Genomic DNA, 24,194 nt, shown 5'->3' on the forward strand with positions numbered 1-24,194 from the left:
CAGGGGGGACCCTGTGGGAGAGTAGGACACCGCCGGACACCAATTCACGATGGCCACCCAGAAATGGGTGGCCATCGCTGTTTAACCAGAGGTTCCGCAGGGAGAACCGGAAGATCCAGCACCTCGACCCCCGTGGCATCCGCCGTGGTGCGGGTTAGGGTGGTGGCTGGCGGCTCACGGGCCGCCGATCCCCGTCCTGAGGGCGGGTCAACTCCACAGAGCTCCACCACGACAGGCGAGGAACGCATGGACGACGCAGCACCCGACCGCAACGACCGCGGACAGGACCGGCGCGACGAGCGCCCGCCCCGCGCCGCCGGCGGCGACCGCTCCTCCTCCCCGCGAGGCGGAGCTCGAGACGGCGATCGGCCCGCTCGCGGTGGAGACTCCCGTCCGTACCGCTCGAACGACTCCGGATCGCGCTCGGACGCTCCGCGCCGAGACGGAGCCGGACGTTCGGACCGTGGCGGAGACTCTCGTCCCCGCCGTGACGGCGACTCGCGTCCGTACTCCGGTGGCGAGTCCCGTCCGCGCCGCGACGGCGACGCCCGTCCGCCTCGGGCCGGCGACGCCCGTCCTTCTCGCGACGGAGATTCCCGTCCGCGTCGTGAGGGCGACTTCCGTCCGTCCCGTGACTCCGACTCGCGCCCTCGTCGTGACGGCGATGCGCGTCCTTCTCGTGAGGGTGATTCCCGTCCGCGTCGTGAGGGCGACTTCCGTCCTTCCCGTGATGGGGACTCCCGCCCCCGCCGCGATGGTGACTCCCGTCCCTCGCGAGATGCTGACTCCCGTCCCCGGTACGGCGATGCACGTCCTTCTCGTGATGGTGACTCCCGTCCTCGCCGTGACGGCGATTCGCGTCCTTCTCGCGATGGTGATTCCCGTCCGCGTCGTGACGGCGATTCGCGTCCTTCTCGTGATGGGGATTCCCGTCCGCGTCGTGAGGGCGACTTCCGTCCTTCTCGTGATGGGGATTCCCGTCCTCGCCGTGAGGGCGACTTCCGTCCGTCTCGTGATGGCGATTCCCGCCCTCGCCGTGAGGGCGACTCCCGTCCCTCTCGTGACGGAGACTCTCGTCCGCGTCGGGACGGCGACTCCCGCGGCGGGCGCTTCGACGACCGTCGTGGCGGTGGTGATCGCGCGGGCGGCCGTGGTGGGTTCGGCGGCGGGTACGCCGGCCGTGGCGCTCCTCGCGAGGAGCCGGAGCTCACCGAGGAGGAGCGCGAGCGTCGCTCCCTCCAGTCGGTGCGCCCTCGGCACGACGACCCCGATCTGCCGGACGACGTCCAGGCGAAGGATCTCGACAAGGTCGCCCGCAACGAGCTGCGCACGCTGTCGAAGGACAATGCGGAGTGGGTCGCGCGCCACCTGGTGATGGCCGGCCGCCTCCTCGAGGAGGACCCCGACCTCGCTCACCGGCACGTGCTGTCGGCCGCGCGCCGGGCCGGCCGGATCGCGGTCGTCCGCGAGTCGCTGGCCATCTCGGCCTACGCGACCGGTGACTTCGCGCTCGCGCTGCGCGAGCTGCGCACCTACCGCCGGATCTCCGGCTCGGACGAGCAGGTCCCCCTGATGGTCGACAGCGAGCGCGGAGTGGGGCGGCCCGACAAGGCGCTCGAGCTCGGCCGCTCCGTGGATCGCAGCACGCTGAGCCCGGGTGCTCAGGTGTCGCTCGCGATCGCGATGTCCGGTGCGCGCCTCGACCTCGGTCAGGGCGAGCTCGCTCTGATGGAGCTCGAGATCCCGCAGCTCGATCCCGATCGCGCCTTCTCCTACAGCCCCGACCTCTTCGCCGCGTACGCGCTCGTCCTCGAGGAGGTCGGCCGCGCCGAGGAGGCCGCCGAGTGGCAGCGCCGCGCGGACATCGCCGCGCGCGCCGTCTTCGCGGCCGAGGGCGGCGGCGACGACGAGACCATCGAGGTCATCGAGGAGGAGGGCGAGTACGTGCCCGCCACCCGCGCCGAGCTCTCGGGCCTGGTCGCCGCCGACGCGGCCCCCGAAGCCGACGCCGCGACCGACCTGGACGACTCGCTCGAGATCGACGACGAGGACGAGGACGACAGCCTCTACCCCGACTCGGCCGAGCTCGCCGAGCAGGACGCTCCCGAGATCGACCAGCCCCTCGAGATCGACGAGCCTGTCGAGCCCGCCGACGCCGGCGCATCGGTGGAGGACGACGAGCCCGCCGACTCCGACGCGTCGGCCGAGACCACGGCCGTGGACGCCATCGAGCACCAGGCCGCGCTCGACGACGCCGGCCTGTCCGACGCGGACTTCGAGGAGGCCCTCGCCGATTCGACGCCCGAGGCGCTGTCGGTGGAGGATGCCGCCGAGGAGACCGGCGACGAGGAGCCCGCGGACGAGACCACCGCGGCGTCCACCGACGCGGAGTCCGCAGACGACACCGACACCATCACCCCCACCGACACCGAGGAGGACGGCGCCGATGTTCCGAAGCCCGAAGCCTGAGCCCAGCCCGCTGGACGGGCGCGACTGCGTCCTCGCCGACCTCGACGGGGTCGTCTACAAGGGCGCCGACGCGATCCCGTTCGCCGTCGAGAGCCTGAATCGCGCGGCGGAGACCGTCCGCGTCGGCTACATCACCAACAACGCCTCGCGCACGGACGTCTCGGTGGCCGGCCACCTCTCCGACCTCGGCCTCGCCGTGCGCCCGGAGGACGTGGTCACCTCGCCGCAGGCGGCCGTCGTGCTGCTCGCCGATCTGATCCCGGCCGGCTCGACCGTCCTGGTCGTCGGCGGGGAGGGCCTCACCACCGAGGTCGAGCGGGCCGGCTTCATCGTCACCCGCAGCGCGGAGGACTCACCGGCCGCCGTCATCCAGGGCTTCGCGCAGTCGGTCGGCTGGGCGGAGCTCGCCGAGGCGTCGTTCGCGCTGCACACGGGCATCCCGTGGGTGGCCACCAACACCGACTGGACGATCCCCGTCGCCCGCGGCATCGCGCCGGGCAACGGCACGCTCGTCTCCGCCGTGCACACCGCGGTCGGGCGCCTCCCCGTCGTCGCGGGAAAGCCGGAGCGCGCGATCTTCGACGCGGCGACCGCGCGGTTCGGCTCGACGAATCCGCTGTTCATCGGCGACCGGCTCGACACCGACATCGCCGGGGCGAACACCTCCGGCATGGAGAGCGTGCTCGTGCTGACCGGCATCGACCGGGCGAAGCAGCTGCTGGCCGCCGAGCCGAAGCTGCGGCCGACCTACATCCTGGCCGACCTGCGCGAGCTGGACGCACCGTACCCGGCGACCGTCGTCGCCCGGAACGGCACGCACTCGGTCCGCTCGGCGAAGGTCCGGCTCGACGGCGACTCCGTCCTGATCGTCGACGCCGGCTCCGACGAGACCGACCTGCTGCGCGCGGCGTGCTCGGTGATCTGGAGCTCGGGCCGCGCGATCTACGGACTCGACGTGCCGGAGTCGCTCTACAGCTGACCCCGCACCCGTATCGGGCTCACGCCCGATCCCGTGCGGCGGGCTCCTCCCGGCCCTCGAGCCGGAGGAGCCCGCTCAGCCGGAGCGCCAGCGCCACCGCCGCGACGGCGATCAGCGCGCCGTAGGCGAAGGTGGCCGTGAAGACGGCGGCGCCGCTCCCGAGCAGACCGGTGACCGCGGCGGCGAGCAGCCCGGTGAGCGCGAGGGAGACCGACCCGCCCGTCGAGTCGGCGATCTGCAGCGCCGAGCTGTTGAAGCCCTCGCGCCCCGGCGCCGAGAGGCCGAGAGTCAGCGTGCCCATCCGCGGGAACATCGCGCCCATCCCGCCGCCCGCGAGGAACCAGCCGGCTCCCGCGACGATCGGGGACAGCGCGAGCACGACGGTCAGCAGCACCACGAGGATGCCGGCGAGCAGCAGACCCGTGCCGAGGCGCATCGCGCCGCCGTGCGAGAGGCGGGTGCCCGGCCGGCCCTGCAGCTGCGAGCCCAGCGCCCAGGAGACGGCGCCGGCGGTCAGCGCGACCCCGGACAGCCACGGCGGGAGTCCGTACCGCTCGCTGAGCAGCAGCGGGAGGTAGACCTCGGTGCCGAAGAAGGCGGCCGCGACGAGGGCCCGCAGCAGCATCGTCGACGGGAGGACGCCGCGCGCCCGCAGCGTGCCGACCGGCAGGAGGGCGCGGACCGCGAGGATCACCACCGCGATCGCGACGGCGGCGACCACTCCCGCCGCCTCCGGTGCGATCTCGGCGCTCGTGCTCAGCACGACGACGGCGGCGGCCACGACGACGGCGCGGACCACCCGGCCGATCGCGCTCCGGTCGAAGGGCCGCAGCTCCTGCGGCTCGAGCGCGCGCAGCGTCGGCGCGATGACCGCGCTCGCGACGGCCACCAGCACCACGACGCCGAGGAACACCCAGTGCCAGCTGGTCAGCTCGGCGACGAGGCCGGCCGCGAGCGGCCCCACCAGCGAGGGCACGACCCAGGCCGCGGCGAAGGCGCCGAAGATCCGCGGATGCAGCTCGGCGGGGAAGACCCGGGCGACGAGCACGTAGAGCGTGACGGTGATCCCTCCGCTGCCGAGGCCCTGCAGCAGGCGCGCGCCGACGAAGACCGGCATCGACGTGGCCGTCCCGGCCGCGATCAGGCCGAGCGTGAAGAGCAGGATCGCCGTGATCAGCGCCGGGGTCGGTCCCCGGCGGTCCGCCGACGAGCCCGCCGTGACCATGCCGACGACGGCCGCGGCGAGGGTGGCCGCGAAGGCGAGCGAGTAGAGCGCCCGGCCGTCGAGGTCGGCGCTGATGATCGGCATGATCGTCGTCACCGCGAGCGACTCGAACGCGCAGAGGAAGACGAGCGCGGTCGTGCCGGCGGTGGTCAGGAGGAACGGGGCCGAGGTGATGCCGCGGCGGGCGACGGGAGGCACTCTCGCCACACTACGCGGCGGCGGGTGCCGTCGGCGGAGTCAGCGGTAGACCGCCCAGTCGTCCTTCGTCAGCAGGGTGGGTGTGCCGTCGATGTCGACGAGCCAGCCGGCGTCGTCGCGCTCGAGGTAGCGCCCCTGGATGATCTCCGGAGCCCAGCCCCCGTCGCGCGAGGACACCCAGCGGACGAAGCGGACGGTGCCGCCGCGCCGGAAGAGCGTGCCGTTGTGGTCGCTCACGCGAGGATCCTCCTGGCCCGGGGATCGGGAGCGCTCTCGGGCTCCGCGACGACGTGCAGTCCGATCCGGCCGTGCGAGGCCGCGGTCAGCGCGCGCAGCCAGTGCGGATTGAGGTCGTGCTGCCCCTCGGCGTCGTACTCGTAGCGCGTGGCGATGGAGGGGTGCAGCCAGAGCTCGGACAGTCGCCCGTCGTCGTCCTCAGTGGTGAGCAGGAAGCCCTCGCCGCGGCGGAACCGCGCGGTGATCACGCTCTGCAGGTGCGCGAGGGTGCGGTCCTCGAACCGGTGCGCACTCGGCGGTGCCCCGTACAGCAGGCGTCCCATCGTCGATTCTCCTCCGCCGTTTCCGGTCCACCGAAGGGGGCGCACCACAGAACAGCGTACTTTATTGACTAAATCGGTTAGCTAAATGCCCGGCGAGCAGTGCGTTTCCGGGACAGCACGTGCTGCGTTTCCCGGAGGGCGCCCGCGGGCTGCCGAGAAGTGGTTGCATGGTCGGAGCGAGTTCCCGATCGGGGCGCCTGCCGTCAGGAGGGCGACCCATGGACGATCGACCGGATCTGTTCGCACTGCTGGCCCGGCTGCGGACCGAGGAGCGGAGCTACGACGCGCGCGTCGAGCGCCGGCTCGGCATCGGCGCGACCGACCTGGCCGCCCTGCGTCTGATCGGCGCCGGGGCCGGGCGGAACGAGATCATCCGCGCGGTCGATCTGGCCGGGGCGATCGGTCTGACGACGGCGGCCGTCTCGATCCTCGTCGACCGGCTCTCCCGCGCCGGCTACGTGGACCGCGTGCTCGATCCCTCCGACGGCCGCGGCCGGATCCTCTGCCTGACCGGCCGGGCCGAGACGGCGCTCGGCGAGACCGACGAGCGGGTCTACGGCGAGGTCCGCACCCTCACCGACTCGGTCGCCGACGCCGAGTCGGTGCGCTTCGCCGCGATCCTCGAGGGGCTCTCCGGGATCTTCGAGCGCGGACCGCAGCCCGCGGTCTGAGCCCGCGGCCCTGCAGCCCGCGGCCCTGCAGCCCGCGGCCCTGCTCCCGCGGGGCGGCGCGCTCAGCGGGTGAGGCGCTCGATCAGCTCGCGGTAGCGACCGGCGGTCCGGACGACGATCTCATGCGGGAGCCGGGGCGGCTCGCCCTGGCCGTCCCAGTTGTCGGCGAGCCAGTCCCGGACGATCTGCTTGTCGAAGGACTGCCCGCGCACGCCCGCGTCGTAGTCGACCGCGTCCCAGTAGCGCGAGGAGTCGCTCGTCAGCACCTCGTCGCCGAGGGTGACGACGCCCGTCTCGCGGTCGACGCCGAACTCGAACTTGGTGTCGGCCAGGATGACGCCGCTGCGCAGCGCGATCGCGGCCGCCTCCCGGTAGACGTGCAGCGAGAGGGTGCGCAGCGCCTCCGCCGCGTCCTCGCCGACGAGCTCGACGGTGCGCTCGAACGAGATGTTCTCGTCGTGCTCGCCCTGGGGCGCCTTCCAGGCGGGGGTGTAGATCGGCTCGGGCAGCACGTCGCCGTCGTCGAGGCCCTCGGGGAGCGCGACGCCGGACACGGCGCCGGTCGCGCGGTACTCCTTGAGGCCGCTGCCGGAGAGGTAGCCGCGCATGACGCACTCGATCGGGAACATGTCGAGCGTCTTCACGAGCATGGCGCGGCCGCGCACGGCCTCGGGGATCTCCCCCGGGACGAGGTGGTTGGGCACGTCGGCCAGCTGGCCGAACCACCACAGCGACAGCTCCGTCAGCAGCTCGCCCTTGCCGGGGATGCCGGGCTCGAGGATCGTGTCGAAGGCGCTGACCCGGTCGCTCGCGACGACGAGCATCCGGTCGGCGCCGAGCACCGGGTCGGAGTCGTCGGGGGTGTAGAGGTCGCGCACCTTGCCGGAGTAAGCGTGCTGCCAGCCGGGCAGCGGGGCGGTGGGGCCGAAGGCCGGGGAGTCGTCGCGGGTCACGGGGCCATTCTCCCGGAAGCGGGGGCCGTGGTCAGCCTCTCCGCGCGTCTGCGGACGTCGAACCTGGAAGCAGGCTGGGCATCCGCTCTGCCGCGCGGACTGCGCGCTGTCAACCACGCGCGCGGGCGCGACGGTCGCGCCTAGCGTCGAGGACATGACTTCCGAGAACACGACCGACCAGTACACGTTCCAGGACCCCACGAAGATGTTCGCCGACATCGACACCGAGGAGCAGTATCAGGAGGGCTCCGGCCTCGACTCGAAGATGGACGACCTCGCCGACCGCGGCGAGTCGACCTACCGCGGTTCCGGCCGCCTCGAGGGCCGCAAGGCACTCATCACCGGTGGCGACTCGGGCATCGGCGCGGCCGTCGCCATCGCCTACGCCCGTGAGGGCGCCGACGTCGCGATCGTCTACCTGCCCGAGGAGGAGTCCGACGCGAAGAAGGTCGTCGCCCTCATCGAGGAGGCCGGCCGCGTCGCCGTCGCCATCCCCGGCGACATCACCGACCACGACTTCGCCGTCGGCGCCGTCGCGAAGGCCGTCGAGGGCCTCGGCGGCCTCGACATCCTCGTCAACAACGCGGGCAAGCAGCAGTCGGTCGAGGACTTCCTCGACATCTCCGACGAGCAGTTCGACGAGACCTTCAAGACCAACGTCTACGCGATGTTCTGGATGACGAAGGCGGCCGTGCCGCACCTCGCCCCGGGCTCCGCGATCATCAGCACCTCGTCGATCCAGGCCTACCAGCCGTCGCCGACGCTGGTCGACTACGCCTCCACCAAGGCCACGATCAACACGTTCTCGAAGGCGCTCTCGCAGCAGCTCGCACCCAAGGGCATCCGCGTGAACGTCGTCGCGCCCGGTCCGATCTGGACCCCGCTGCAGACCGCCGGCGGCCAGCCGCCGGAGAAGCTGCCCGAGGTCGGCTCGCAGACGCCGCTCGGCCGTTGGGGCCAGCCCTCGGAGCTCGCTCCGGCCTACGTGTTCCTCGCCTCGCCCGAGTCGAGCTACGTCATCGGCGAGACGCTTCACGTCAACGGCGGCATGCCCACGCCGTAACACTCGGCGGCATCCGCGGGCCCAGCCGGCGTCCGGAGACCTCGGTCCCCGGACCAGGCTGGGTCTTCGCATTTAGTTGTCGTAACAATCGGTGCGGAGAAGGCGAACTGCGCAAGGCTTTCTCCATGACCGATTCCCTGCCGATCCTCGACCTCTCCCGCCTCGACCAGGGAGAGGAGGAAGCCGCCGCGTTCCGCCGCGATCTCCGCGAGACCACGCACGACGTGGGCTTCTTCTACCTCGTCGGCCACGGCGTGCCGCAGGACCTCCTCGACGACGTGGTCGCCGTCTCCCGCCGCTTCTTCGAGCTCTCCGAGGAGGAGAAGCTCGCGATCGAGAACACGGCCAGTCCGCAGTTCCGCGGCTACACCCGCTTCGGTGCCGAGCTGACCAACGGCGACGTCGACTACCGCGAGCAGGTCGACATCGGCATCGACCGCGAGACCGTGCCGGCCGGCGCCGACGTCCCGGACTACCAGCGCCTCGAGGGACCGAACCTCTGGCCGGAGTCGCTGCCCGAGTTCCGCGCCGTCTTCGAGCGCTGGCACGAGGAGCTCGCCGCTGTCGCCATCCGTCTGCTGCGCACCTGGGCCGTGGCCCTCGACGCTCCGGCCGACGTCTTCGACGAGGCGTTCGCCGAGAAGCCGTTCTCGCTGGTCAAGGTCGTCCGCTACCCGGGCACCTCCGACCCGGAGCCCAAGCAGGGCGTCGGCGCGCACCGCGACGGCGGAGTGCTGACCCTGCTGCTGGTCGAGCCCGGCAAGGGCGGCCTGCAGGTCGAGCACGACGGCTCCTGGATCGAGGCGCCGGCGCTGCCCGGGGCGTTCGTCGTCAACATCGGCGAGATGCTCGAGCTGGCCACCGGCGGCTACCTCAAGGCGACGCTGCACCGCGTGATCTCGCCGCTGATCGGCACCGACCGGATCTCGATCCCGTTCTTCTTCAACCCCTCGCTCGACTCGACGATGCCCTCGCTGCCGCTGCCCGAGGAGCTGAAGTCCGGCCTCTCGGTCGACCCGACCAACAGCCCGATCCTCGAGACCTACGGCGAGAACGCGCTGCGCTACCGCCTGCGCGCGCACCCGAACGTGGCGGCCGTGCACCACGCCGACCTGCTGACCCCGACGAGCTGACCCCCTCCGCGAGATGCCACTTGTGCACGCTTCTCACGGCGTGTCGCGTGCACAAGTGGCATCTCGCGGCGGTGGAGGGGGCCCGGGCTACTCGATGAGGTTCGCGGTGGGGAGCGAGTGGGTGCCGAGGTGCAGGGTGCGCGTCCCGAGCGTCCAGCTGATGCGGGGGCGGAACACGGCCAGGCCGGTGAAGGACACCGACTTCATCTTCTTCAGCGCAGTGCTCGCCTTCGTCCGCAGGGAGGAGACCTGCTCGGCGGAGTGCGCGGCGGCGGCCGGGGGCGGTCCCACCTCCCACATCTCCACTGCGGACTGCGGCGGTACATCGGCCGGGAGGTCGGTGGCGCGTCCCGCCGCTCGCGTGGCCTTGTACTCCACGGAGAGGGGCACGGCGACGGAGGCGTTGGAGGTCAGGAAGCTGGTGAGCCGCCCGTCCGCCGCCTCCGCCGCGGTCTCGATCCCCTCGAGGAGATCGGAGCCGACGTGGCAGCCCGTGATCGGGTCCTGTTCCGCGACGATCGCGAAGACGAAGCCGCCGGCGCAGCCGAGCAGCGCACTCGAGACGTCGAGGGCGAGCCAGGCGTCCAGCGCTGACTTCTCCCGGGTGGCGATCTCCACGATGTAGCTGCCCTCGACGGTCGCCTTCCCGGCGACGTCGAGCCGGTGCGGGGCCGGCATCCGCTTGCCGGCGAACGTGTCGAGCATCTTCGTGCCGTCGACCTTGCCGTCACCGGCCAGGCTGAACTCCTTGAAGTAGATCGTGTGGCCGGGCAGGAAGCGCCACGCGTCGGGCTCTCCGGCCTTCGGCTGGAAGTAGAGCCGGACGCCGTGCTTCCGGACGAGCGCCGGAGACAGGTTGACCCCCGCCTTCGCGAGCGCCGTGTCCTTCACCTTCGGCGCCCCCAGGACCGAGTAGTTGATCGAGTCGCGGAAGGAGAACGCGATCGACATCGTGGGGACGTTGCAGTCCTCCTTGAGAGCGAGCTGCCGGACCTCGCATGGCCCGTTCGGAGAGGTGACCCACGGATTGCCGCTCCTCGTCATCGACGGAGCGCCGACGGACATCTCCAGGTCGAACTCGTCGCTCACCCCGGGGTACTCGGAGGAGAGCTCGATCCCGGCCCGCAGGAGGAAGCTGAAGCGGCCCTTCCCGGAGATGTGCGAGTTGAGGAGGCTGTAGGAGCTCCAGCCCTCCAGATGCGCGGTCGAGCCGCCGGTGAAGAGGACCGTCGCGGAGCTGTCCTGGTCGTGGGCCGGGAGGCTCGCGATCGCGGCGCTGAATCCGGGGTCGGACGGCGGAGTGCTCAGCATGACGGCGTCGCGGAAGCGGGCGCCGACATCGCCCTGTCCCTTGCAGCGCTTCACCTCGACGTCGAAGATGGCGCAACGCCACCAGTTGAGCGAGTGACCGAGCTCCTCGAGGTAGAACTTGGCGAAGTCCGGGTTCGCGGAGCCGTCGGTGATTCTCACGAGGTCCTCGTTGAGCAGGATCGCGCTCTGATCGTCGTCGTAGACGAAGGCGGCGGGCCGGTCGCCCAGGGTGTCGGAGGCGACCCAGAGCGGACTGATCTGCTCGAGGTACGCGGAATCCGTCAGGACCTTCAGCAGCTCCGCCGTGATCGACCGGCTCTCCGCGCTCGCCCACGCGGGGTTCTGCCGCGCGACCTCCTCGTAGTCCGGGCCGAACGCATGGGTGAACACCGTCTCCACCCCGCGCTCGAAGGCGACCTGCGCGGCGGCCTGGCGCAGATCGGCACTGGTGGCGCCGACCACGGGGTAGGTCTTCGTGCCGTCGAGCCCCAGCTCGTCGCGGAGCGGCCCGTTCGCGAGGAGCCACTTGTGAGTCGCCTCCGGGATCATCCGCGAAGCCCGGGCGAGGAGCTGCCCGAAGTCCTGGTAGTGCGACTCGGGCGGAGCGTCGGACCCGGGCGCGTCACTCCAGAGGCCGCTCTCGCGGACCCCCTCCACCGCCTCGTCGCCGAGGTCCTTCGAGAAGTCGGTGACGAGGCTCTCGAGCGTGGTCCCGAAGTCGTCCTTCCCTCCGATCTCGTGCAGCGCGTCCGAGAGGAACCGCTGCTCGCCGGTCTTGAGCGCGGTCTCGGCGGAGAGCTCCAGCCCGCCCTCGATGGCCTCGCCCGCCGGTCCGAGTGCTCCGAGGAACACGCGGCGGAGGTTGGTCCCGCTCGGGTTCTGCTCGTACTCCTCGATGTGCCGGATCAGCGGCCCGATCAGCGGGATCTGCTCCGCCTCCCCGATCGCGCTGTGCTCGTGGAGCCACTGCCGCTGCAGTTCGCGGAACGTCTCCTCGTCACGGTCGGCGGCGCGCCGGTACTCCTCCTCCGAAGCTTTCAACTCGGACAGCTCCTTGCTCTCGACCCGGAGCAGGGCCGCATAGCCGGTGGGGTCCTCGCCCGCCCAGGTGCGGTGCAGCTCGTGCCAGTCCTCCGCCATCCGGGCCCGGAGGGCCGCCTGCGCCTCGGCGACCCGGGCGCCGTACTCGTTCCGGACGGCGTTCCGCTCCGCCTCGAGCGTCTCCACATCGTGACCGGCGGCTGTGCAGAAGACCATGCTCAAGCCGAGACTGAGGGCCAGCCAGAACGGTTGGCACGCGCTTCTCCGCTCGGCGATCGCGCGGTGGATCCGCGGCTCGAAGGCGGCGATCCTCTCGCGGAGCGCCGCCTCCGCTCCGAGCTTCGCGTCGTTCAGCCCCAGGGAGAAGAGCCGATCCATCCGCGCGTGCTGACGGTCGTACGCTCGCTGCGCGATCCAGTGCCCGGAGTCGTCGAGAGCGGCTTGGAGCCGACCACAGGCCTGCAGCAGGGGGGAGCCCGCCGCCGCGGAGCTGCACCGAGCGGCGGACACCCGCCAGCGATCGGCACCCGACGCCGGATCGACGCCGGGCTCGCTCGTGAGGCACTCCGTTCCCGTCCCCGTGATGCAGACCAGGCCCCCGTCGAGGTCGCGGGCGTACCAGATCGGCACTCCGAGTGAGCGGCCGTCCCTCCAGGTCATCTCGGCGGCACTCGCCGCCCGGCAGAGGCTCGCGAACACGGTCGCGATCGAGTCCGGGACGGCGTCCACCTGCGAGCAGCGCACGACTGCGGTCCGGCCCCTGGCGACGTCGGTGACCGCGGCGAGCGGCGTCGCCGTCCGCAGGTCGTACGCCGACCCCTCGGCACCCGGCTGCGGCGTCGCCGCCACCGGGAACGCGATGTCCCGGTCGTCGACGATCGTGTACACGGCGGCGGGACGTCCGACCTTCGGGTCCGCGGGCAGGACGCGCAGCTCCTCCATCCTGACCCCGACGAGCGGATCGTCGAGGGGGGAGGGGCCGGGCGTCGCGGCGTGCGCGGGAAGGGCGGTGCAGACGGCGAGAAGAGCCGCGAGGACGGCGGTCGGGCGGGTGAGGCGTCGAGGCATGGCTGCTCCTGGGTGGGAGGGGCGGGATGCTCCGGGCGGACCGGGCCCGGTGAGGGCCGGCGGCAGCGTCTCGCGCGATCGATCGGGTTGCCACACCGTAGTGGGGCTGGATTCCGCTTCTGTGTCGTTGCGCGTCCTGCGGCAGCGGAGGCGCGACATGCCTCGTCCTCCTCGGGCCGACGCTGCCGAACGGCGAGGGGGGGGGATCGTGACGCGCGCATGATGCAGGGGTGACGGAGCGCTGACGGCGTGGAGCGGAGTGTGGAGTGCCGGCGTCGCCGGACCGCCGCTCCTCTCGTCGTCAAGGGAATCCCATGTCGTCTCCTCGTGCCCGTCCGTCCCGCCGTCTCGCCGCTGTGCTCGCGCCGCCGGCCGCGCTGCTCCTGGTGCTCGCCGGGTGCAGCGCCGCTCCCGCGCCGGCCGCGTCCACGGCGACCGCCACTGCCGCGGTCGCCGCGCCCACCGATGCCGAGGTGCGGGGGCTGTTCGACGAGTGGAACGCGGCGCTCACCACCGGCGACCCCGCGCAGGTGGACGCGCTGTACGCGGACGACGCGGTGCTGCTGCCGACCGTCGCACCCGGGGTCCTCGACACCTCGGCCGAGCGCATCGGCTACTTCGACGCCTTCCTGAAGAAGCGGCCGACGGGGACGATCGACGAGAGCGTCGTCCGTGATCTCGGCGACGGCTACGCCTCGAACACCGGCCTCTACACCTTCGCGCTCGCGGAGACCGGGGAGCTCGTGCACGCCCGGTTCACCTTCGTCTACGAGGAGATCGACGGGGAGTGGAAGATCATCGAGCACCACTCGTCGAAGGAGCCCGTCACGCCGTGACAGCGGAGCGGCTCGCCCGCCCGGCGTGGCACAGTGAGTCGTGCTCATCTTGCTGGTGGAGGACGATCCCGTGATCGCCGACTGCGTGACCGCGGTGCTCGAGCAGTACGGCTACGCCGTCGTCCGGGCGCGGACGGGCAGGGAGGCGCTCGACTCCGGTCCTCCGGACCTCGTGCTCCTCGACCTCGGACTGCCGGACATGGACGGGCTCGACGTCTGCCGGACGCTGCGCCGCAGGTCCGACGTCCCGATCATCGTGATCACCGCGCGGAGCGACGAGGCCGACACCGTCGCCGCGCTCGAGGTGGGCGCGGACGACTGCGTGATCAAGCCGTTCGGCGTCCGAGGGCTGATCGCGCGGATCCGGGCGGTGAGCCGGAGGGTCGGCGCGGCCGGGGCGCGGTCGGCGGTCACCCTCCCGCCGCCGCCCCTGTCCCTCGGCCGGGTCGTCGTCGATCCCGCGTCCCGTCGCGTGCACCTCGACGGCGCGGAGCTCCCTCTGACGCCCAAGGAGTTCGACCTGCTGCTGGCCCTGGCCCGGCGCCCGGGGGCGGTGCTCACGCGCGAGGCCCTGATCGACGAGGTCTGGGACTGCAACTGGTTCGGCTCCACCCGCACCCTCGACGTCCACGTCTTCGCGCTCCGCCGCAAGCTCGGCGCGGCGGTGACGATCACCACCCTCCGCGGCGTAGGCTTCCGCCTCGACCTGCCCTGACGGCCACCGCGAGATGCCACTTGTGCTCGACTTTCACGGCGTGTCGTGTGCACAAGTGGCATCTCGCGGAGCGGAGGGGGGCCGCGGGGTCAGGGGGTCAGCAGGTGGCCGCCTGGTAGGGGAGGGTGGCGGCGAAGGCCGGCTGGCCGGGGGAGGTGCCGGTGACGGTGACCGAGCCGGCGGGGGTCGACTTCAGGCGCGTGGTGAACGCGGCCGAGGCGGAGGAGCCCGGGGCGACCGAGGAGAACGCCTTCGTGCCGTAGGCGGAGTCGACGGTGATGTCGGCCGCTGCGGTGTCGGTGTTCTTGACGGTCACGGTGAGCACGACCTTGCCGGCGATGCAGCGGGTCGAGACGGCGGGCGCGAGCTCGAGGGTGTCGAGCGGCAGCGCGGCCGAGGCCGAGGTGCGCACCAGCGCGTCGGCGTAGCCGTTGTAGGAGGCGGTGACGCCGCTCACTCCGGCCGGGACGACGGCGCTCGCCGAGCCGCCCGAGAGCGCAACGGTCGAGCTCCAGGTGCCGCCGGTGAAGGTGACGGTGCCGGCGACGTCGCCCTTGTCGGCCGCCGCGACCTTCGCCGTGACCGTGCGGCCGTCGGCGGTGAGGGTCGTGGTGGAGTCGACGGCGGTGACGCCGGTCCAGTTCTTCATCGCGGTGAGCACCGTCTGCGGGACGCTGACGAACGCGCCGTGCCGCGGGCTGGCCGGGAGGCCGCCCTTGGTCGAGACGTTCCAGTCGGCCGACTTCGAGAGGCGGGCCGACTGCGAGCTGCCGGCGATGGCGGCTCCCGAGGTCACGAAGGCCTTGTAGCCGCCCTGGCCGTAGTTGTCGACGAGGAAGGCGTAGCCGTCGCCGTTCGCGGTGGTGTCGTTGGGGTCCCCGGCGTTCAGCTTGATGATCTCGGGGCCCTCACCGTCCTGACCGGTCTCGAGCTTCGTCATGTTGGTGTCGGTCAGCTGCCAGGTCTTCGTCGGGTCGGCGTTCCAGTTCGACGAGGTCGTCGGCGCGGTGAGCACCGTCGACTTCTCCAGGAAGATGTCCTTCCCGGCCTCGAGGGTGCCGGCGGCGCCGCCCTCCTCGTTCTTGGTGAAGCGGTAGTAGGAGTCGCCGATCTTGGTGATCGTCGAGTCGATCCGCGCGTAGCCGGTGTCCTGCCAGGTGGCGGGCGGCTGGGTGAAGGTGCGGAAGTCGCGGGTGATCACCGAGAAGACGCGGGAGTAGAGCTTGTCGCTGTTGGTCTTGGTCGCGTCGGAGTAGAGGCGCGAGGAGAAGAAGACCACGTAGGACTGCAGGGCGTCGTCCCAGTACGCCTCCGGCGCCCAGGTCATGCCGGCGGCCGGCTGGTTGACCGTGATGCCGGTGTCGGCGCCGTTGGTGCGGGTCCACGTCACCAGATCGGTCGACTCCCAGACCTCGATCTTGAGGCTGCCCTTGGACTGCGCGTCGCCCCAGCCGGTGCCGCAGGAGATGCAGAGGTCGGTGGCGACCATGTAGTACTTGTCGCCGTTGTGCGAGCGGAGGATGAACGGGTCGCGCAGGCCCTTGGTGTCGGTCGTCGAGGTGATGACCGCCTTGCCGCCGTTGACCGGCGAGAAGGTGAAGAAGTCGTTGCCCGACGTCGCCGCCTGGTAGATCTTCTCGTCGCCGTCCGACTTGAAGTACGCCGAGGCGTAGCCCGCGTCGGGAGCGGTGCGGCCGAGCTCGGCCACCGTCAGGGTGAAGGAGCGGGTCTCGGTGACGCCGTTGAGCGTCGCGGTCGCGGTCAGCGTGACGGGCTTGTCGCCCGAGCCGTAGGCCGGACGGGTGACGACGCCGCCGCCGCGGAACGGGTCGGCCGCGCCGACCGCCGGGGCGGTGTACGAGGTGCTGGTCGGGGTGACGAGCGCCGGGTCGGACGAGGTCCAGGTGATGGCGGTGCCGTTCTTGGCTCCCGTGACCGCGAGCGGCAGGTTCTCGGTGGTGCGGGTGGCGAGCACCAGAGCGTCGAGGTCGTCGTTGATGCTCGGGGCGAGCACGACGACGTCGAAGGTCAGCACGGCGCCCTGGCCGGTGGTCGCGGTGAGGGTGACCGGGGTGTCCTGCGCGATCGAGCGCGAGACGACTCCGGTGCCGGAGACGACCGCGGGGTTCGAGGAGGTCCAGGTGAGCGGGACGCCGCTGCTGGTCGCGGGGAGCGTCAGGTTAGTCGAGACGGCGGTCAGCGAGGGGTTGCCGGCCAGGAGCACGGGCAGGATGTCGGGGCGCAGCAGCGCCGAGGTCGCGGCGGCCTTCGCGGCGGCGGTCGGCATGCTCGACGCGACCTGGTCGGCGGTGAGCGCCGTGTCCCAGAACTTCACGTCCGTGACGTCCGCGGTGAGTAGCGGGTCGCCGGTGTAGAGCGAGCGGCCGAGGTAGCCGAGCGTGCTCCCGGAGGGGACGATGCTCGCCATCGACTTCGCGGCGGTGACCGTCGAGATCTGCACGCCGTCGCGGTAGAGGGTCAGCGCGGTGCTCGAGCCGGTGCCGGTGCCGACGAGGGTGAGGGTGGTGAAGCCGGGGTTGAGGGTGCCGCCGAAGGGCATCCGGGTCTCGCCGTTGCCGCTGTCCTTCACGCGGATGCCGGCGAGGACCTGGCCGCTCGGGGAGCCGTCGGGGTTCCGCGGGTTCACGAAGACGTGGTTGCCGAGCTGGGTGGTGTTCCAGGGGCCGACGCCGTCGCCGATCACCCAGCCGAACTGGTTGGCGGTGGTCTGCGTCTTCACCGTGTACTCGACGGCGAAGGCGTTGTCGGTGCCGGTGACCAGTCCCTTGGGCAGGCTCGCGTAGCCGTCGGACTTGAAGCGGGCGACCTGGTCGCCGCCGGCGTCGGCGAAGGAGGCGTCGGTGAGCCCGGTCAGCGTCGCGTTGCGGCCGTTGCCGGAGATGTCGAGGAGTGCGGAGCCGGCGTGCGACATGTCGTAGTGCGCGGTCGGCGCCGGCACGTCGGCGGCCTGGGCCGTCACGGGGACGAGGGCGCCTCCGAGGGCGACGCTCGTGCACGCGAGTGCGGAGAGGAAGAGGGACCGGGCACGGCGCCGGGGCGCGGTGGCAGGGGGCTCCGGGGAGCGTCGTCTCATCGTCGAGACCTTTCCTGGGTGAGGGGGATCAGGCCGCCGAAGAGGGGCCGGCGGGTGGTGTTCACGCTAACATGCGCGTCCGTCCGGGGCTAGGGCGGATCGGCGCGGGCGTGCGGTCGGCGTCGCTCCTCCGGCGCCACCCTGTGCGGCGGCGGCCGGGTGGCGTACGGTGAGCGGACCGCATCCTGGTCCCCGATGTCGGACCTCGTCCATCCGCCGAGAGCACCAGGGGAGCATGAGATGAAGACTCTGTCGTACGCCGGGGGCGCGATCGTCCTCGAGGACGAGGCCGCGGACGCCGTTCTGCGCTACTCGGTGGCGCTGGCCGATCGCGGCCGGATGGCCACCGTCACTCTCGCGGACGCGGCGTCCTCCGACGCCTCGGCGGTGGTGGTCCTGACGATCGGAGTCGGGGTCCCGCTCCTGCTGCGGGGCGAGCGGACCGGGGCCGGCACCGACTCCGCGCTCGACCTGCGCGACCGCCTCGACGCGCTCGAGCGCTCGCGGGAGCCGATCGGGGTCTGGGACGCCGACCCCCGGCAGCTCTGGGGCGAGCTGGACTACGACTTCCTCTGAGGCGGTTGCCGCACGTCCGATCGTCGGGACCGCCTCCGTCCGTGGGCGGCGCGGCGCCCTCCGGCGCACCCGTTCAGGGGAGCGCTAGAGTCGGCTACAACGTTGTATGTTCAGCAGGTCCCGACTGAAGGAGATCGATGGCGATCACTCTGCACGACGTGGCGCGGGCCTCCGGAGTCTCCATCAAGACCGTCTCCAACGTCATCAACGACTACCCGCACGTGCGCCCGGCCACCCGCGAGCGGGTCGAGGCCGCGATCGCCGAGCTGGGGTACATCCCGAACCTCTCCGCCCGGAGTCTCCGGCGGGGGCGGACGAACGTCATCGGACTGGCGCTCCCCGAGCTCAGCCTGGCGTACTTCGCCGAGCTCGCCGACAGCGTCATGCGCGCGGCCGACGACCGGGGCCTGACCGTGCTGATCGAGCAGACCGGAGGGGACCCGCAGCGCGAGCGGGACGTCCTGCGCAGCTCGCGGCGCCAGCTCACGGACGGGCTGCTCTTCAGCCCCCTGGGGATGGCGATGGCCGACGAGCCGGCGCTCGCGGTCGACTACCCGCTGGTCCTGCTGGGCGAGCGGATCTTCACCTCGCGCGTCGACCACGTGACCATGCAGAACGTCGCCGCCGCCCGCGCCGCGACGACCCACCTGATCGAGTCCGGCCGGCGGCGGATCGTCGCCCTCGGGGCGCACGAGAACGAGGACGTCGGCTCGGCCGCACTGCGGATGCGGGGGTACCGCGAGGCCCTGGAGACGGCGGGCATCGCCTACGACGAGCGCCTCGTCAGCTACTCCGGACCGTGGCACCGCGCCAACGGCAACGCGGCGATGTGCAGGGTCCTGGAGTCCGGGGTCGACTTCGACGCCGTCTTCGCCCTGAACGACTCCCTCGGGCTCGGCGCCATCCGCGCGCTGCAGGTGCAGGGGCTGAGTATCCCCGGGGACGTCGCGGTCATCGGCTTCGACGACGTCGACGAATCGCGGTACTCGGTCCCGAGCCTGTCGAGCATCGATCCGGGTCGCGACGAGATCGCGCAGACCGCCGTCGAGGTGCTGAAGGGGCGGATCGAGGGCTCGCTCCTCGCGCCTCCGACGCTGCACGAGGCCGGTTTCTCGGTGACGTCGCGGGAGTCGACCGCGCCGTAGCGCCGTTGATCACGGTTGCGTCGCGGACGACGGCCGTGCTCTTGACACTCGCCGACGAACTCCGCATCATCATTTCTACAACGTTGTTTTCCATCGTTGTACAAGCGACCTGCTCCAGGACGATCCCCCCTTCCCGGCCGACGACGGCCGTATCCGAAAGGACACGCAATGATGCGTCACACGAAGAGAATGCTCGCGGCGGGGGTGGCCGTCGCCGCCTCCGCGGCCGCCCTCACCGGCTGCTCCGCAGGGAGCGACGCCGCCACCTGCGAGAACACGATCGTGAACGAGGACGCCAAGGTCGTCACGATGTGGGCCTGGTACCCGGAGTTCGAGGGGATCGTCGACCTCTTCAACAACAGCCACGACGACGTCCAGATCTGCTGGAGCAACGCCGGTGCCGGCAACGACGAGTACACCAAGCTCACCACCGCCGTGCAGGCCGGCTCGGGCGCACCCGACGTCGTCATGCTCGAGAGCGAGGTCGTGCAGAGCTACATCCCGCAGGACGCGCTCGTCGACCTCACCGAGTACGGCGCGGGCGACGTGCAGAGCAACTACTCCGAGGGCGCCTGGGCCGACGTCTCCAGCGGCGACGCCACCTACGCGATCCCCGTCGACGGCGGACCGGTCGGCATGCTCTACCGCCAGGACATCCTCGACCAGTACGGCATCCCCGTCCCGACGACCTGGGAGGAGTACGCCGCAGCGGCGCAGGCTCTCAAGGACGCCGGCTCCACCACGCTCATGACGGACTTCCCCGGCAACGGCCGCGCCTACCAGCAGGCGCTCTTCGCGCAGGCCGGCTCGGTGCCCTACACCGTCGACGGCACGGACGTCACGGTGGACCTCGACGACGAGGCCAGCGCGAAGGTCATGGACTACTGGAGCGACCTGGTGCAGAAGGGCCTGGTCGGCACCGAGGACGCCTCGACCACCGACTACAACACCCACCTGGTCGACGGCACCTACGCCTCGGTCGTCGCCGCCGCCTGGCTGCCCGGCTACCTGAAGGGCTTCGAGGGCGCCGACACCGACGCCGTGTGGCGTGCCGCACCGGTCCCGCAGTGGGAGGGCGCCGAGCCGACCCAGATCAACATCGGCGGATCCGCTTTCGCGGTGACCAGCCAGGCCGAGGACAAGGAAGCGGCCGCGACGGTGGCGAAGGAGATCTTCGGCACCGAGGAGGCCTGGAAGATCGGCATCGAGAAGGGCGCTCTGTTCCCGCTGTGGAAGCCGATCCTCGAGTCGGACTACTTCGCGAACCTCGAGTACGACTTCTTCGGCGGTCAGCAGATCAACAAGGACGTCTTCCTCTCCGCCGCCACGGAGTACCAGGGCTTCCAGGTCTCGCCGTTCCAGAACTTCGCCTACGACAAGCTCACCGAGGCGGTGAACGCCGTGAACAGCGGTGACTCGAGCGTCGCGGACGCCCTCTCGACCTATCAGACCGCGGTCAGCGAGTACGCCGCGGGCCAGGGCTACACGGTCGGTTGACGATCGGCGGCCGCCGTCCGCGAGGGCGGCGGCCGCCCCGTCCCTCCTCGAAGGAGCACCATGTCCAACCTCGTCGTCCCCGCCCCCGCCGCCAGCGCCGCTCCGGCCGAGACCCGTCCGAAGAAGCCCCGCACCGGAGTGGTCGCCTCGCGGCGCGCCCGCTGGGGCTGGGTCTTCGTCGCCCCATTCGGGATCTTCCTCGTGGTCTTCCTGATCACGCCGCTGATCTACTCGTTCATCCTGAGCCTGCAGAACAAGACCGTCGCCACCGGCAATCAGTGGGTCTGGTTCGCGAACTACGCCAAGGCCTTCTCGGACCCCCTCTTCCTCGAGGGCGTCTGGCTGGTGGTGCGCTTCGCCCTCATCCTGATCCCGATCCAGATGCTGGTCTCGCTGATCGCCGCACTGATGCTGGACGCGCTCACCTCGCGCTTCTCGCGGTTCGCCCGGCTGATGATCTTCGTGCCCTACGCGGTGCCCGCGGTGATCGGCGCCCTGATGTGGGGCTTCCTCTACAGCCCGTCCTTCGGGCCCGCCACGGAGGTGTTCGGCTGGCTCGGTCTCGACGCGCCGAACCTGCTCGGCAAGGACTCGATCTTCGGCAGCCTGGTCAACGTCGTCACCTGGCAGTGGGCCGGCTACTACATGATCATCATCTACGCGGCCCTGCAGGGCATCGACCCCGCGGTCTACGAGGCCGCACGCCTGGACGGCGCGAGCGCGATCCAGACGGCGCTGCGGATCAAGATCCCGATGATCTCCTCCTCGATGGTGCTGATCCTCGTCTTCGCTCTCATCGGCACCCTGCAGTTCTTCACCGAGCCGCAGATCCTGCGCTCGCTGGCCTCGGGCTCGATCGACGCGTCGTACACGCCGAACATCTACGCGTACACGCTCGCCTTCTCCTACAACCAGTTCAACTACGCCTCCGCGATCTCCTTCGCGCTGGGTCTCGTGGTGTTCCTCGGGTCCTACCTGTTCCTGATGGCCACCAAGAAGAGGAACGGACTCTCATGAGCACCCTCTCGCTCGCCCCCAAGCGCGACCGCGTCCAGCGACGCGACGACGCCGTCCGGGCGCGGAGCCGCCGCGGCGGCCGCCAGCTGCTCCCGCACGTGATCCTGCTCGCCTTCGTCGTCTACTTCGCGCTGCCGTTCTGGTGGCTCGTCGTGGCCTCGACCAAGGACCAGGTCGGCCTGTTCTCGGGCACCGTCAGCCCCCTCTGGTTCGGCGACTCCTTCGAGTTCTTCACCAACATCGGCTCGCTGTTCACCTACTCGAACGGCCTCTACTGGAAGTGGCTCGGCAACTCGTTCCTCTACGCCTTCGCCGGCGGACTCGGAGCGACGGTGCTGTCGGTGCTCGCCGGCTACGGCTTCGCGGCCTACGCCTTCAAGGGCCGCAACGCCTTCTTCTCGCTGGTCCTGGGGTCGGTGATGGTGCCGGCGACGGCCCTGGTCATCCCGCTGTTCGTCATGTTCAGCACCGCCCAGCTCACCAACACCGTCTGGGCGGTCATCCTGCCGTCGATGCTCAACCCGTTCGCGGTCTACCTCATGCGCGTCTACACGCAGGACGCGGTGCCGGAGGAGATGCTCGACGCCGCCCGGATGGACGGAGCCGGCGAGATCACGGTCTTCTTCCGCGTCGCCCTGCCGCTGCTGCGCCCCGCACTCGTGACGGTGCTGCTGCTCTCCGTCGTCGGGACCTGGAACAACTACTTCCTCCCCCTCGTGATGCTCTCGAATTCGCAGCTCTTCCCGGTCACCGTCGGACTCGGCACCTGGCAGACCCAGGCGTCGGTCAACACCGGCGGCCAGTCGCTGTGGAACCTCGTCATCGTCGGCGCCCTGATCTCCGTCATCCCGCTGATCGTCTCGTTCCTCACCCTGCAGAAGTACTGGCAGGGCGGACTCTCCATCGGCTCCGTCAAGTGACGCCGACCGCCGCCGGGACTCCCGCATCACCGCTCACCTCAGCACGATCCAGAAAGGCTCTGCCATGACCGACGCCTCCCGCGCCGTCTCCCCGCCCGCGACCGCGCGCATCTCCCTCGACCCGGCCGCGGTGGTCGCTCCCGTGAACCCGCGGCTGTTCGGCTCCTTCGTCGAGCACCTCGGCCGCTGCGTGTACGACGGGATCTACGAGCCCGGGCACCCGACCGCGAACGAGGACGGCTTCCGCCTGGACGTCGTCGAGCTGGTCAAGGAGCTCGGCTCGACCACCGTCCGCTACCCCGGCGGCAACTTCGTCTCCGGCTATCGCTGGGAGGACGGCGTCGGGCCCCGCGAGGACCGCCCGCGCCGCCGCGACCTCGCCTGGCACTCCCTCGAGACCAACGAGGTCGGCCTGGACGATTTCGCGAAGTGGGCGAAGCTGACCGGCAGCGAGATCATGTACGCCGTCAACCTCGGCACCCGCGGCGTCCTCGAGGCGCTGGACGTCCTCGAGTACGCGAACGGGAAGGCCGGCACGTTCCTCGCGGACCAGCGGATCGCGAACGGGTCGCCGGAGCCGCACGACATCCGCATGTGGTGCCTGGGCAACGAGATGGACGGCCCCTGGCAGGTCGGCCACATGAACGCCGACGACTACGGCAAGCTCGCCTCCCGCACCGCCAAGGCCCTCAAGATCGCCGACCCCTCGCTCGAGCTCGTGATCTGCGGCTCCTCCGGCTCCTCGATGCCCACCTTCGGCGAATGGGAGCGCGTCGTCCTCGAGCACGCCTACGACGACGTCGAGTACGTCTCCTGCCACGCCTACTACCAGGAGTACGACGGCGACCTCGGCTCGTTCCTGGCGTCCTCCGTCGAGATGGAGTACTTCATCGCGACCGTCGCGGCCACCGTCGACCACGTGAAGCACAAGCTGAAGAAGTCGAAGGACATCAAGCTGTCCTTCGACGAGTGGAACATCTGGTACCTCCAGGAGCACCAGGAGGAGGAGGCCGCCCTCGCCGCCGCCGACACCAGCGGTGCCCGGGAGTGGCCGTACGCGCCGCGGCTGCTGGAGGACGTCTACTCGGTCGCCGACGCGGTCGTGCTCGGCAACCTCATGATCACGCTGCTGAAGAACTCCGACCGGGTCACCTCGGCGTCGCTCGCGCAGCTCGTCAACGTGATCGCGCCGATCATGACCGAGCCGGGCGGAGCGGCCTGGCGGCAGACCACGTTCTTCCCGTTCTCCACCACCGCTCGCCTCGCGTCGGGCTCGGTGCTGCGGCCGCGGATCGAGGTCGGGTCCTACTCCACCGCGCGCCACGGTGACGCGCCGCTCGTCGACTCCGTCGCCACGCTGGATGACGGTCGCGCGGCCGTGTTCCTGGTGAACCGCTCGACGACCGACGCCCTCGAGGTCACGGTCGACGTGAACGGCCTCGGCGTCTCCACCGTCGCCGAGGCGGTCGCCCTCTTCGACGAGGACGTCTACGCCAGGAACACCAAGGACGACCAGAACCGCGTCGGCCTCAAGCCCGTCGACGCCACGCTGGTCGACGGCGTGCTGGCGCTGACGCTGCCCCCGGTCTCCTGGACCGCCGTCTCCCTGACGGCGTAGCGGACGGACCGGGTGGGTCTCCTAGGAAAACATGGTGACCTCAGGCCGCGGCTCGTGGTGTGAGTTGGACGTCGTAGCCGAGGGATTTCAGCTGGTTGAGGGCCT

20 protein-coding genes are annotated in these 24,194 nt (G+C 71.0%); 13 read left to right on the top strand and 7 right to left on the bottom strand.

Features of this window, described 5'->3' with window-relative positions:
* Positions 1-207 precede the first annotated feature (207 nt).
* Complete coding sequence (locus tag EDF36_RS21030; RefSeq protein ID WP_148060113.1) at positions 208-1,260, bottom strand: hypothetical protein; 1,053 nt, start codon at positions 1,258-1,260, stop codon at positions 208-210.
* Here EDF36_RS21030 and EDF36_RS21930 point away from each other — a divergent pair.
* Both EDF36_RS21930 and EDF36_RS20670 read left to right on the top strand, forming a co-directional pair.
* Positions 1,246-2,469 carry a hypothetical protein gene (locus tag EDF36_RS21930; RefSeq protein WP_185020585.1) on the top strand — a complete coding sequence of 408 codons (1,224 nt, stop codon included), beginning with the start codon at positions 1,246-1,248 and terminating at the stop codon, positions 2,467-2,469. The two genes, EDF36_RS21030 and EDF36_RS21930, sit on opposite strands and share 15 nt — an antisense overlap.
* Positions 2,447-3,448: an HAD-IIA family hydrolase gene (locus EDF36_RS20670; RefSeq protein WP_123734460.1), complete on the top strand. Its 1,002-nt coding sequence runs from the start codon at positions 2,447-2,449 to the stop codon at positions 3,446-3,448. Before EDF36_RS21930 ends, EDF36_RS20670 begins: the two co-directional genes overlap by 23 nt.
* A gap of 19 nt (positions 3,449-3,467) precedes the next feature.
* On the opposite strand, the gene EDF36_RS20675 is transcribed toward EDF36_RS20670, so the two are convergent.
* Genes EDF36_RS20675 through EDF36_RS20685 form a run of 3 tightly spaced genes read right to left on the bottom strand, consistent with a single transcriptional unit; the run spans position 3,468 to position 5,431 of the window.
* A complete protein-coding gene (locus EDF36_RS20675) occupies positions 3,468-4,871 on the bottom strand; it encodes an MFS transporter (RefSeq protein ID WP_260300835.1) in 1,404 nt (467 codons plus the stop codon).
* Between the two features lie 39 nt (positions 4,872-4,910).
* Positions 4,911-5,108, bottom strand: coding sequence for a hypothetical protein (locus EDF36_RS20680; RefSeq protein WP_123706625.1), 198 nt, complete (start codon positions 5,106-5,108; stop codon positions 4,911-4,913).
* Positions 5,105-5,431, bottom strand: a complete 327-nt coding sequence (locus tag EDF36_RS20685; protein ID WP_123706624.1) for an ATP-dependent DNA ligase — start codon at positions 5,429-5,431, stop codon at positions 5,105-5,107. Before EDF36_RS20685 ends, EDF36_RS20680 begins: the two co-directional genes overlap by 4 nt.
* A gap of 218 nt (positions 5,432-5,649) precedes the next feature.
* On the opposite strand from EDF36_RS20685, the gene EDF36_RS20690 reads away from it, so the two are divergent.
* Complete coding sequence (locus EDF36_RS20690) at positions 5,650-6,102, top strand: MarR family winged helix-turn-helix transcriptional regulator (RefSeq protein ID WP_185020586.1); 453 nt, start codon at positions 5,650-5,652, stop codon at positions 6,100-6,102.
* A gap of 62 nt (positions 6,103-6,164) precedes the next feature.
* Here EDF36_RS20690 and EDF36_RS20695 read toward each other — a convergent pair whose 3' ends face one another.
* Entirely contained in the window at positions 6,165-7,055 is an 891-nt protein-coding gene (locus EDF36_RS20695) for a phosphoribosylaminoimidazolesuccinocarboxamide synthase (RefSeq protein ID WP_260300836.1), read from the bottom strand.
* 154 nt (positions 7,056-7,209) lie between these two features.
* On the opposite strand from EDF36_RS20695, the gene EDF36_RS20700 reads away from it, so the two are divergent.
* Both EDF36_RS20700 and EDF36_RS20705 read left to right on the top strand, forming a co-directional pair.
* Entirely contained in the window at positions 7,210-8,118 is a 909-nt protein-coding gene (locus tag EDF36_RS20700; RefSeq protein ID WP_123444568.1) for a glucose 1-dehydrogenase, read from the top strand.
* 125 nt (positions 8,119-8,243) lie between these two features.
* Positions 8,244-9,251: an isopenicillin N synthase family oxygenase gene (locus EDF36_RS20705; RefSeq protein ID WP_123706620.1), complete on the top strand. Its 1,008-nt coding sequence runs from the start codon at positions 8,244-8,246 to the stop codon at positions 9,249-9,251.
* 87 nt (positions 9,252-9,338) lie between these two features.
* Here EDF36_RS20705 and EDF36_RS20710 read toward each other — a convergent pair whose 3' ends face one another.
* Positions 9,339-12,671, bottom strand: coding sequence for a hypothetical protein (locus tag EDF36_RS20710; RefSeq protein WP_123734463.1), 3,333 nt, complete (start codon positions 12,669-12,671; stop codon positions 9,339-9,341).
* Positions 12,672-12,985: 314 nt separating this feature from the next.
* Between EDF36_RS20710 and EDF36_RS20715 the strand changes: the two genes are divergently transcribed.
* On the top strand, positions 12,986-13,507 hold the full coding sequence (locus tag EDF36_RS20715) for an SgcJ/EcaC family oxidoreductase (RefSeq protein WP_123706633.1): 522 nt from the start codon (positions 12,986-12,988) through the stop codon (positions 13,505-13,507).
* Positions 13,508-13,547: 40 nt separating this feature from the next.
* Positions 13,548-14,222, top strand: a complete 675-nt coding sequence (locus EDF36_RS20720; protein ID WP_123734464.1) for a response regulator transcription factor — start codon at positions 13,548-13,550, stop codon at positions 14,220-14,222.
* A 97-nt stretch (positions 14,223-14,319) separates the two neighbouring features.
* Here the strand turns inward: EDF36_RS20720 and EDF36_RS20725 are convergent, their stop codons facing one another.
* Complete coding sequence (locus EDF36_RS20725) at positions 14,320-17,316, bottom strand: immunoglobulin-like domain-containing protein (RefSeq protein WP_123734465.1); 2,997 nt, start codon at positions 17,314-17,316, stop codon at positions 14,320-14,322.
* A gap of 240 nt (positions 17,317-17,556) precedes the next feature.
* Between EDF36_RS20725 and EDF36_RS20730 the strand changes: the two genes are divergently transcribed.
* The 6 genes from EDF36_RS20730 (at position 17,557) to EDF36_RS20755 (ending at position 24,089) form a co-directional block, all read left to right on the top strand.
* Positions 17,557-17,892, top strand: coding sequence for a hypothetical protein (locus tag EDF36_RS20730; protein WP_123706631.1), 336 nt, complete (start codon positions 17,557-17,559; stop codon positions 17,890-17,892).
* Between the two features lie 137 nt (positions 17,893-18,029).
* Positions 18,030-19,037 carry a LacI family DNA-binding transcriptional regulator gene (locus tag EDF36_RS20735; RefSeq protein WP_123734466.1) on the top strand — a complete coding sequence of 336 codons (1,008 nt, stop codon included), beginning with the start codon at positions 18,030-18,032 and terminating at the stop codon, positions 19,035-19,037.
* Positions 19,038-19,208: 171 nt separating this feature from the next.
* Positions 19,209-20,534, top strand: a complete 1,326-nt coding sequence (locus EDF36_RS20740; RefSeq protein ID WP_221181706.1) for an ABC transporter substrate-binding protein — start codon at positions 19,209-19,211, stop codon at positions 20,532-20,534.
* Between the two features lie 60 nt (positions 20,535-20,594).
* Positions 20,595-21,551, top strand: coding sequence for a carbohydrate ABC transporter permease (locus EDF36_RS20745; RefSeq protein WP_123706628.1), 957 nt, complete (start codon positions 20,595-20,597; stop codon positions 21,549-21,551).
* Positions 21,548-22,471, top strand: a complete 924-nt coding sequence (locus EDF36_RS20750) for a carbohydrate ABC transporter permease (RefSeq protein ID WP_123444558.1) — start codon at positions 21,548-21,550, stop codon at positions 22,469-22,471. Before EDF36_RS20745 ends, EDF36_RS20750 begins: the two co-directional genes overlap by 4 nt.
* A gap of 64 nt (positions 22,472-22,535) precedes the next feature.
* On the top strand, positions 22,536-24,089 hold the full coding sequence (locus EDF36_RS20755) for an alpha-N-arabinofuranosidase (RefSeq protein ID WP_123734467.1): 1,554 nt from the start codon (positions 22,536-22,538) through the stop codon (positions 24,087-24,089).
* Positions 24,090-24,194 lie beyond the last annotated feature (105 nt).

It is taken from the genome of Rathayibacter sp. PhB152 (assembly GCF_003751395.1).
Classification (GTDB): domain Bacteria; phylum Actinomycetota; class Actinomycetes; order Actinomycetales; family Microbacteriaceae; genus Rathayibacter; species Rathayibacter festucae.

Bases quoted from the DNA above. Each gene is read 5' to 3' on its own strand.
- EDF36_RS20670 (WP_123734460.1), top strand. From the start codon at position 2,447: ATGTTCCGAAGCCCGAAGCCTGAGCCCAGCCCGCTGGACGGGCGCGAC.
- EDF36_RS20730 (WP_123706631.1), top strand. From the start codon at position 17,557: ATGAAGACTCTGTCGTACGCCGGGGGCGCGATCGTCCTCGAGGACGAG.
- EDF36_RS20715 (WP_123706633.1), top strand. From the start codon at position 12,986: ATGTCGTCTCCTCGTGCCCGTCCGTCCCGCCGTCTCGCCGCTGTGCTC.
- EDF36_RS20690 (WP_185020586.1), top strand. From the start codon at position 5,650: ATGGACGATCGACCGGATCTGTTCGCACTGCTGGCCCGGCTGCGGACC.
- EDF36_RS20700 (WP_123444568.1), top strand. From the start codon at position 7,210: ATGACTTCCGAGAACACGACCGACCAGTACACGTTCCAGGACCCCACG.
- EDF36_RS20740 (WP_221181706.1), top strand. From the start codon at position 19,209: ATGCGTCACACGAAGAGAATGCTCGCGGCGGGGGTGGCCGTCGCCGCC.
- EDF36_RS20750 (WP_123444558.1), top strand. From the start codon at position 21,548: ATGAGCACCCTCTCGCTCGCCCCCAAGCGCGACCGCGTCCAGCGACGC.
- EDF36_RS20745 (WP_123706628.1), top strand. From the start codon at position 20,595: ATGTCCAACCTCGTCGTCCCCGCCCCCGCCGCCAGCGCCGCTCCGGCC.
- EDF36_RS20705 (WP_123706620.1), top strand. From the start codon at position 8,244: ATGACCGATTCCCTGCCGATCCTCGACCTCTCCCGCCTCGACCAGGGA.
- EDF36_RS20755 (WP_123734467.1), top strand. From the start codon at position 22,536: ATGACCGACGCCTCCCGCGCCGTCTCCCCGCCCGCGACCGCGCGCATC.
- EDF36_RS20725 (WP_123734465.1), bottom strand. From the start codon at position 17,316: ATGAGACGACGCTCCCCGGAGCCCCCTGCCACCGCGCCCCGGCGCCGT.
- EDF36_RS20685 (WP_123706624.1), bottom strand. From the start codon at position 5,431: ATGGGACGCCTGCTGTACGGGGCACCGCCGAGTGCGCACCGGTTCGAG.
- EDF36_RS20710 (WP_123734463.1), bottom strand. From the start codon at position 12,671: ATGCCTCGACGCCTCACCCGCCCGACCGCCGTCCTCGCGGCTCTTCTC.
- EDF36_RS20735 (WP_123734466.1), top strand. From the start codon at position 18,030: ATGGCGATCACTCTGCACGACGTGGCGCGGGCCTCCGGAGTCTCCATC.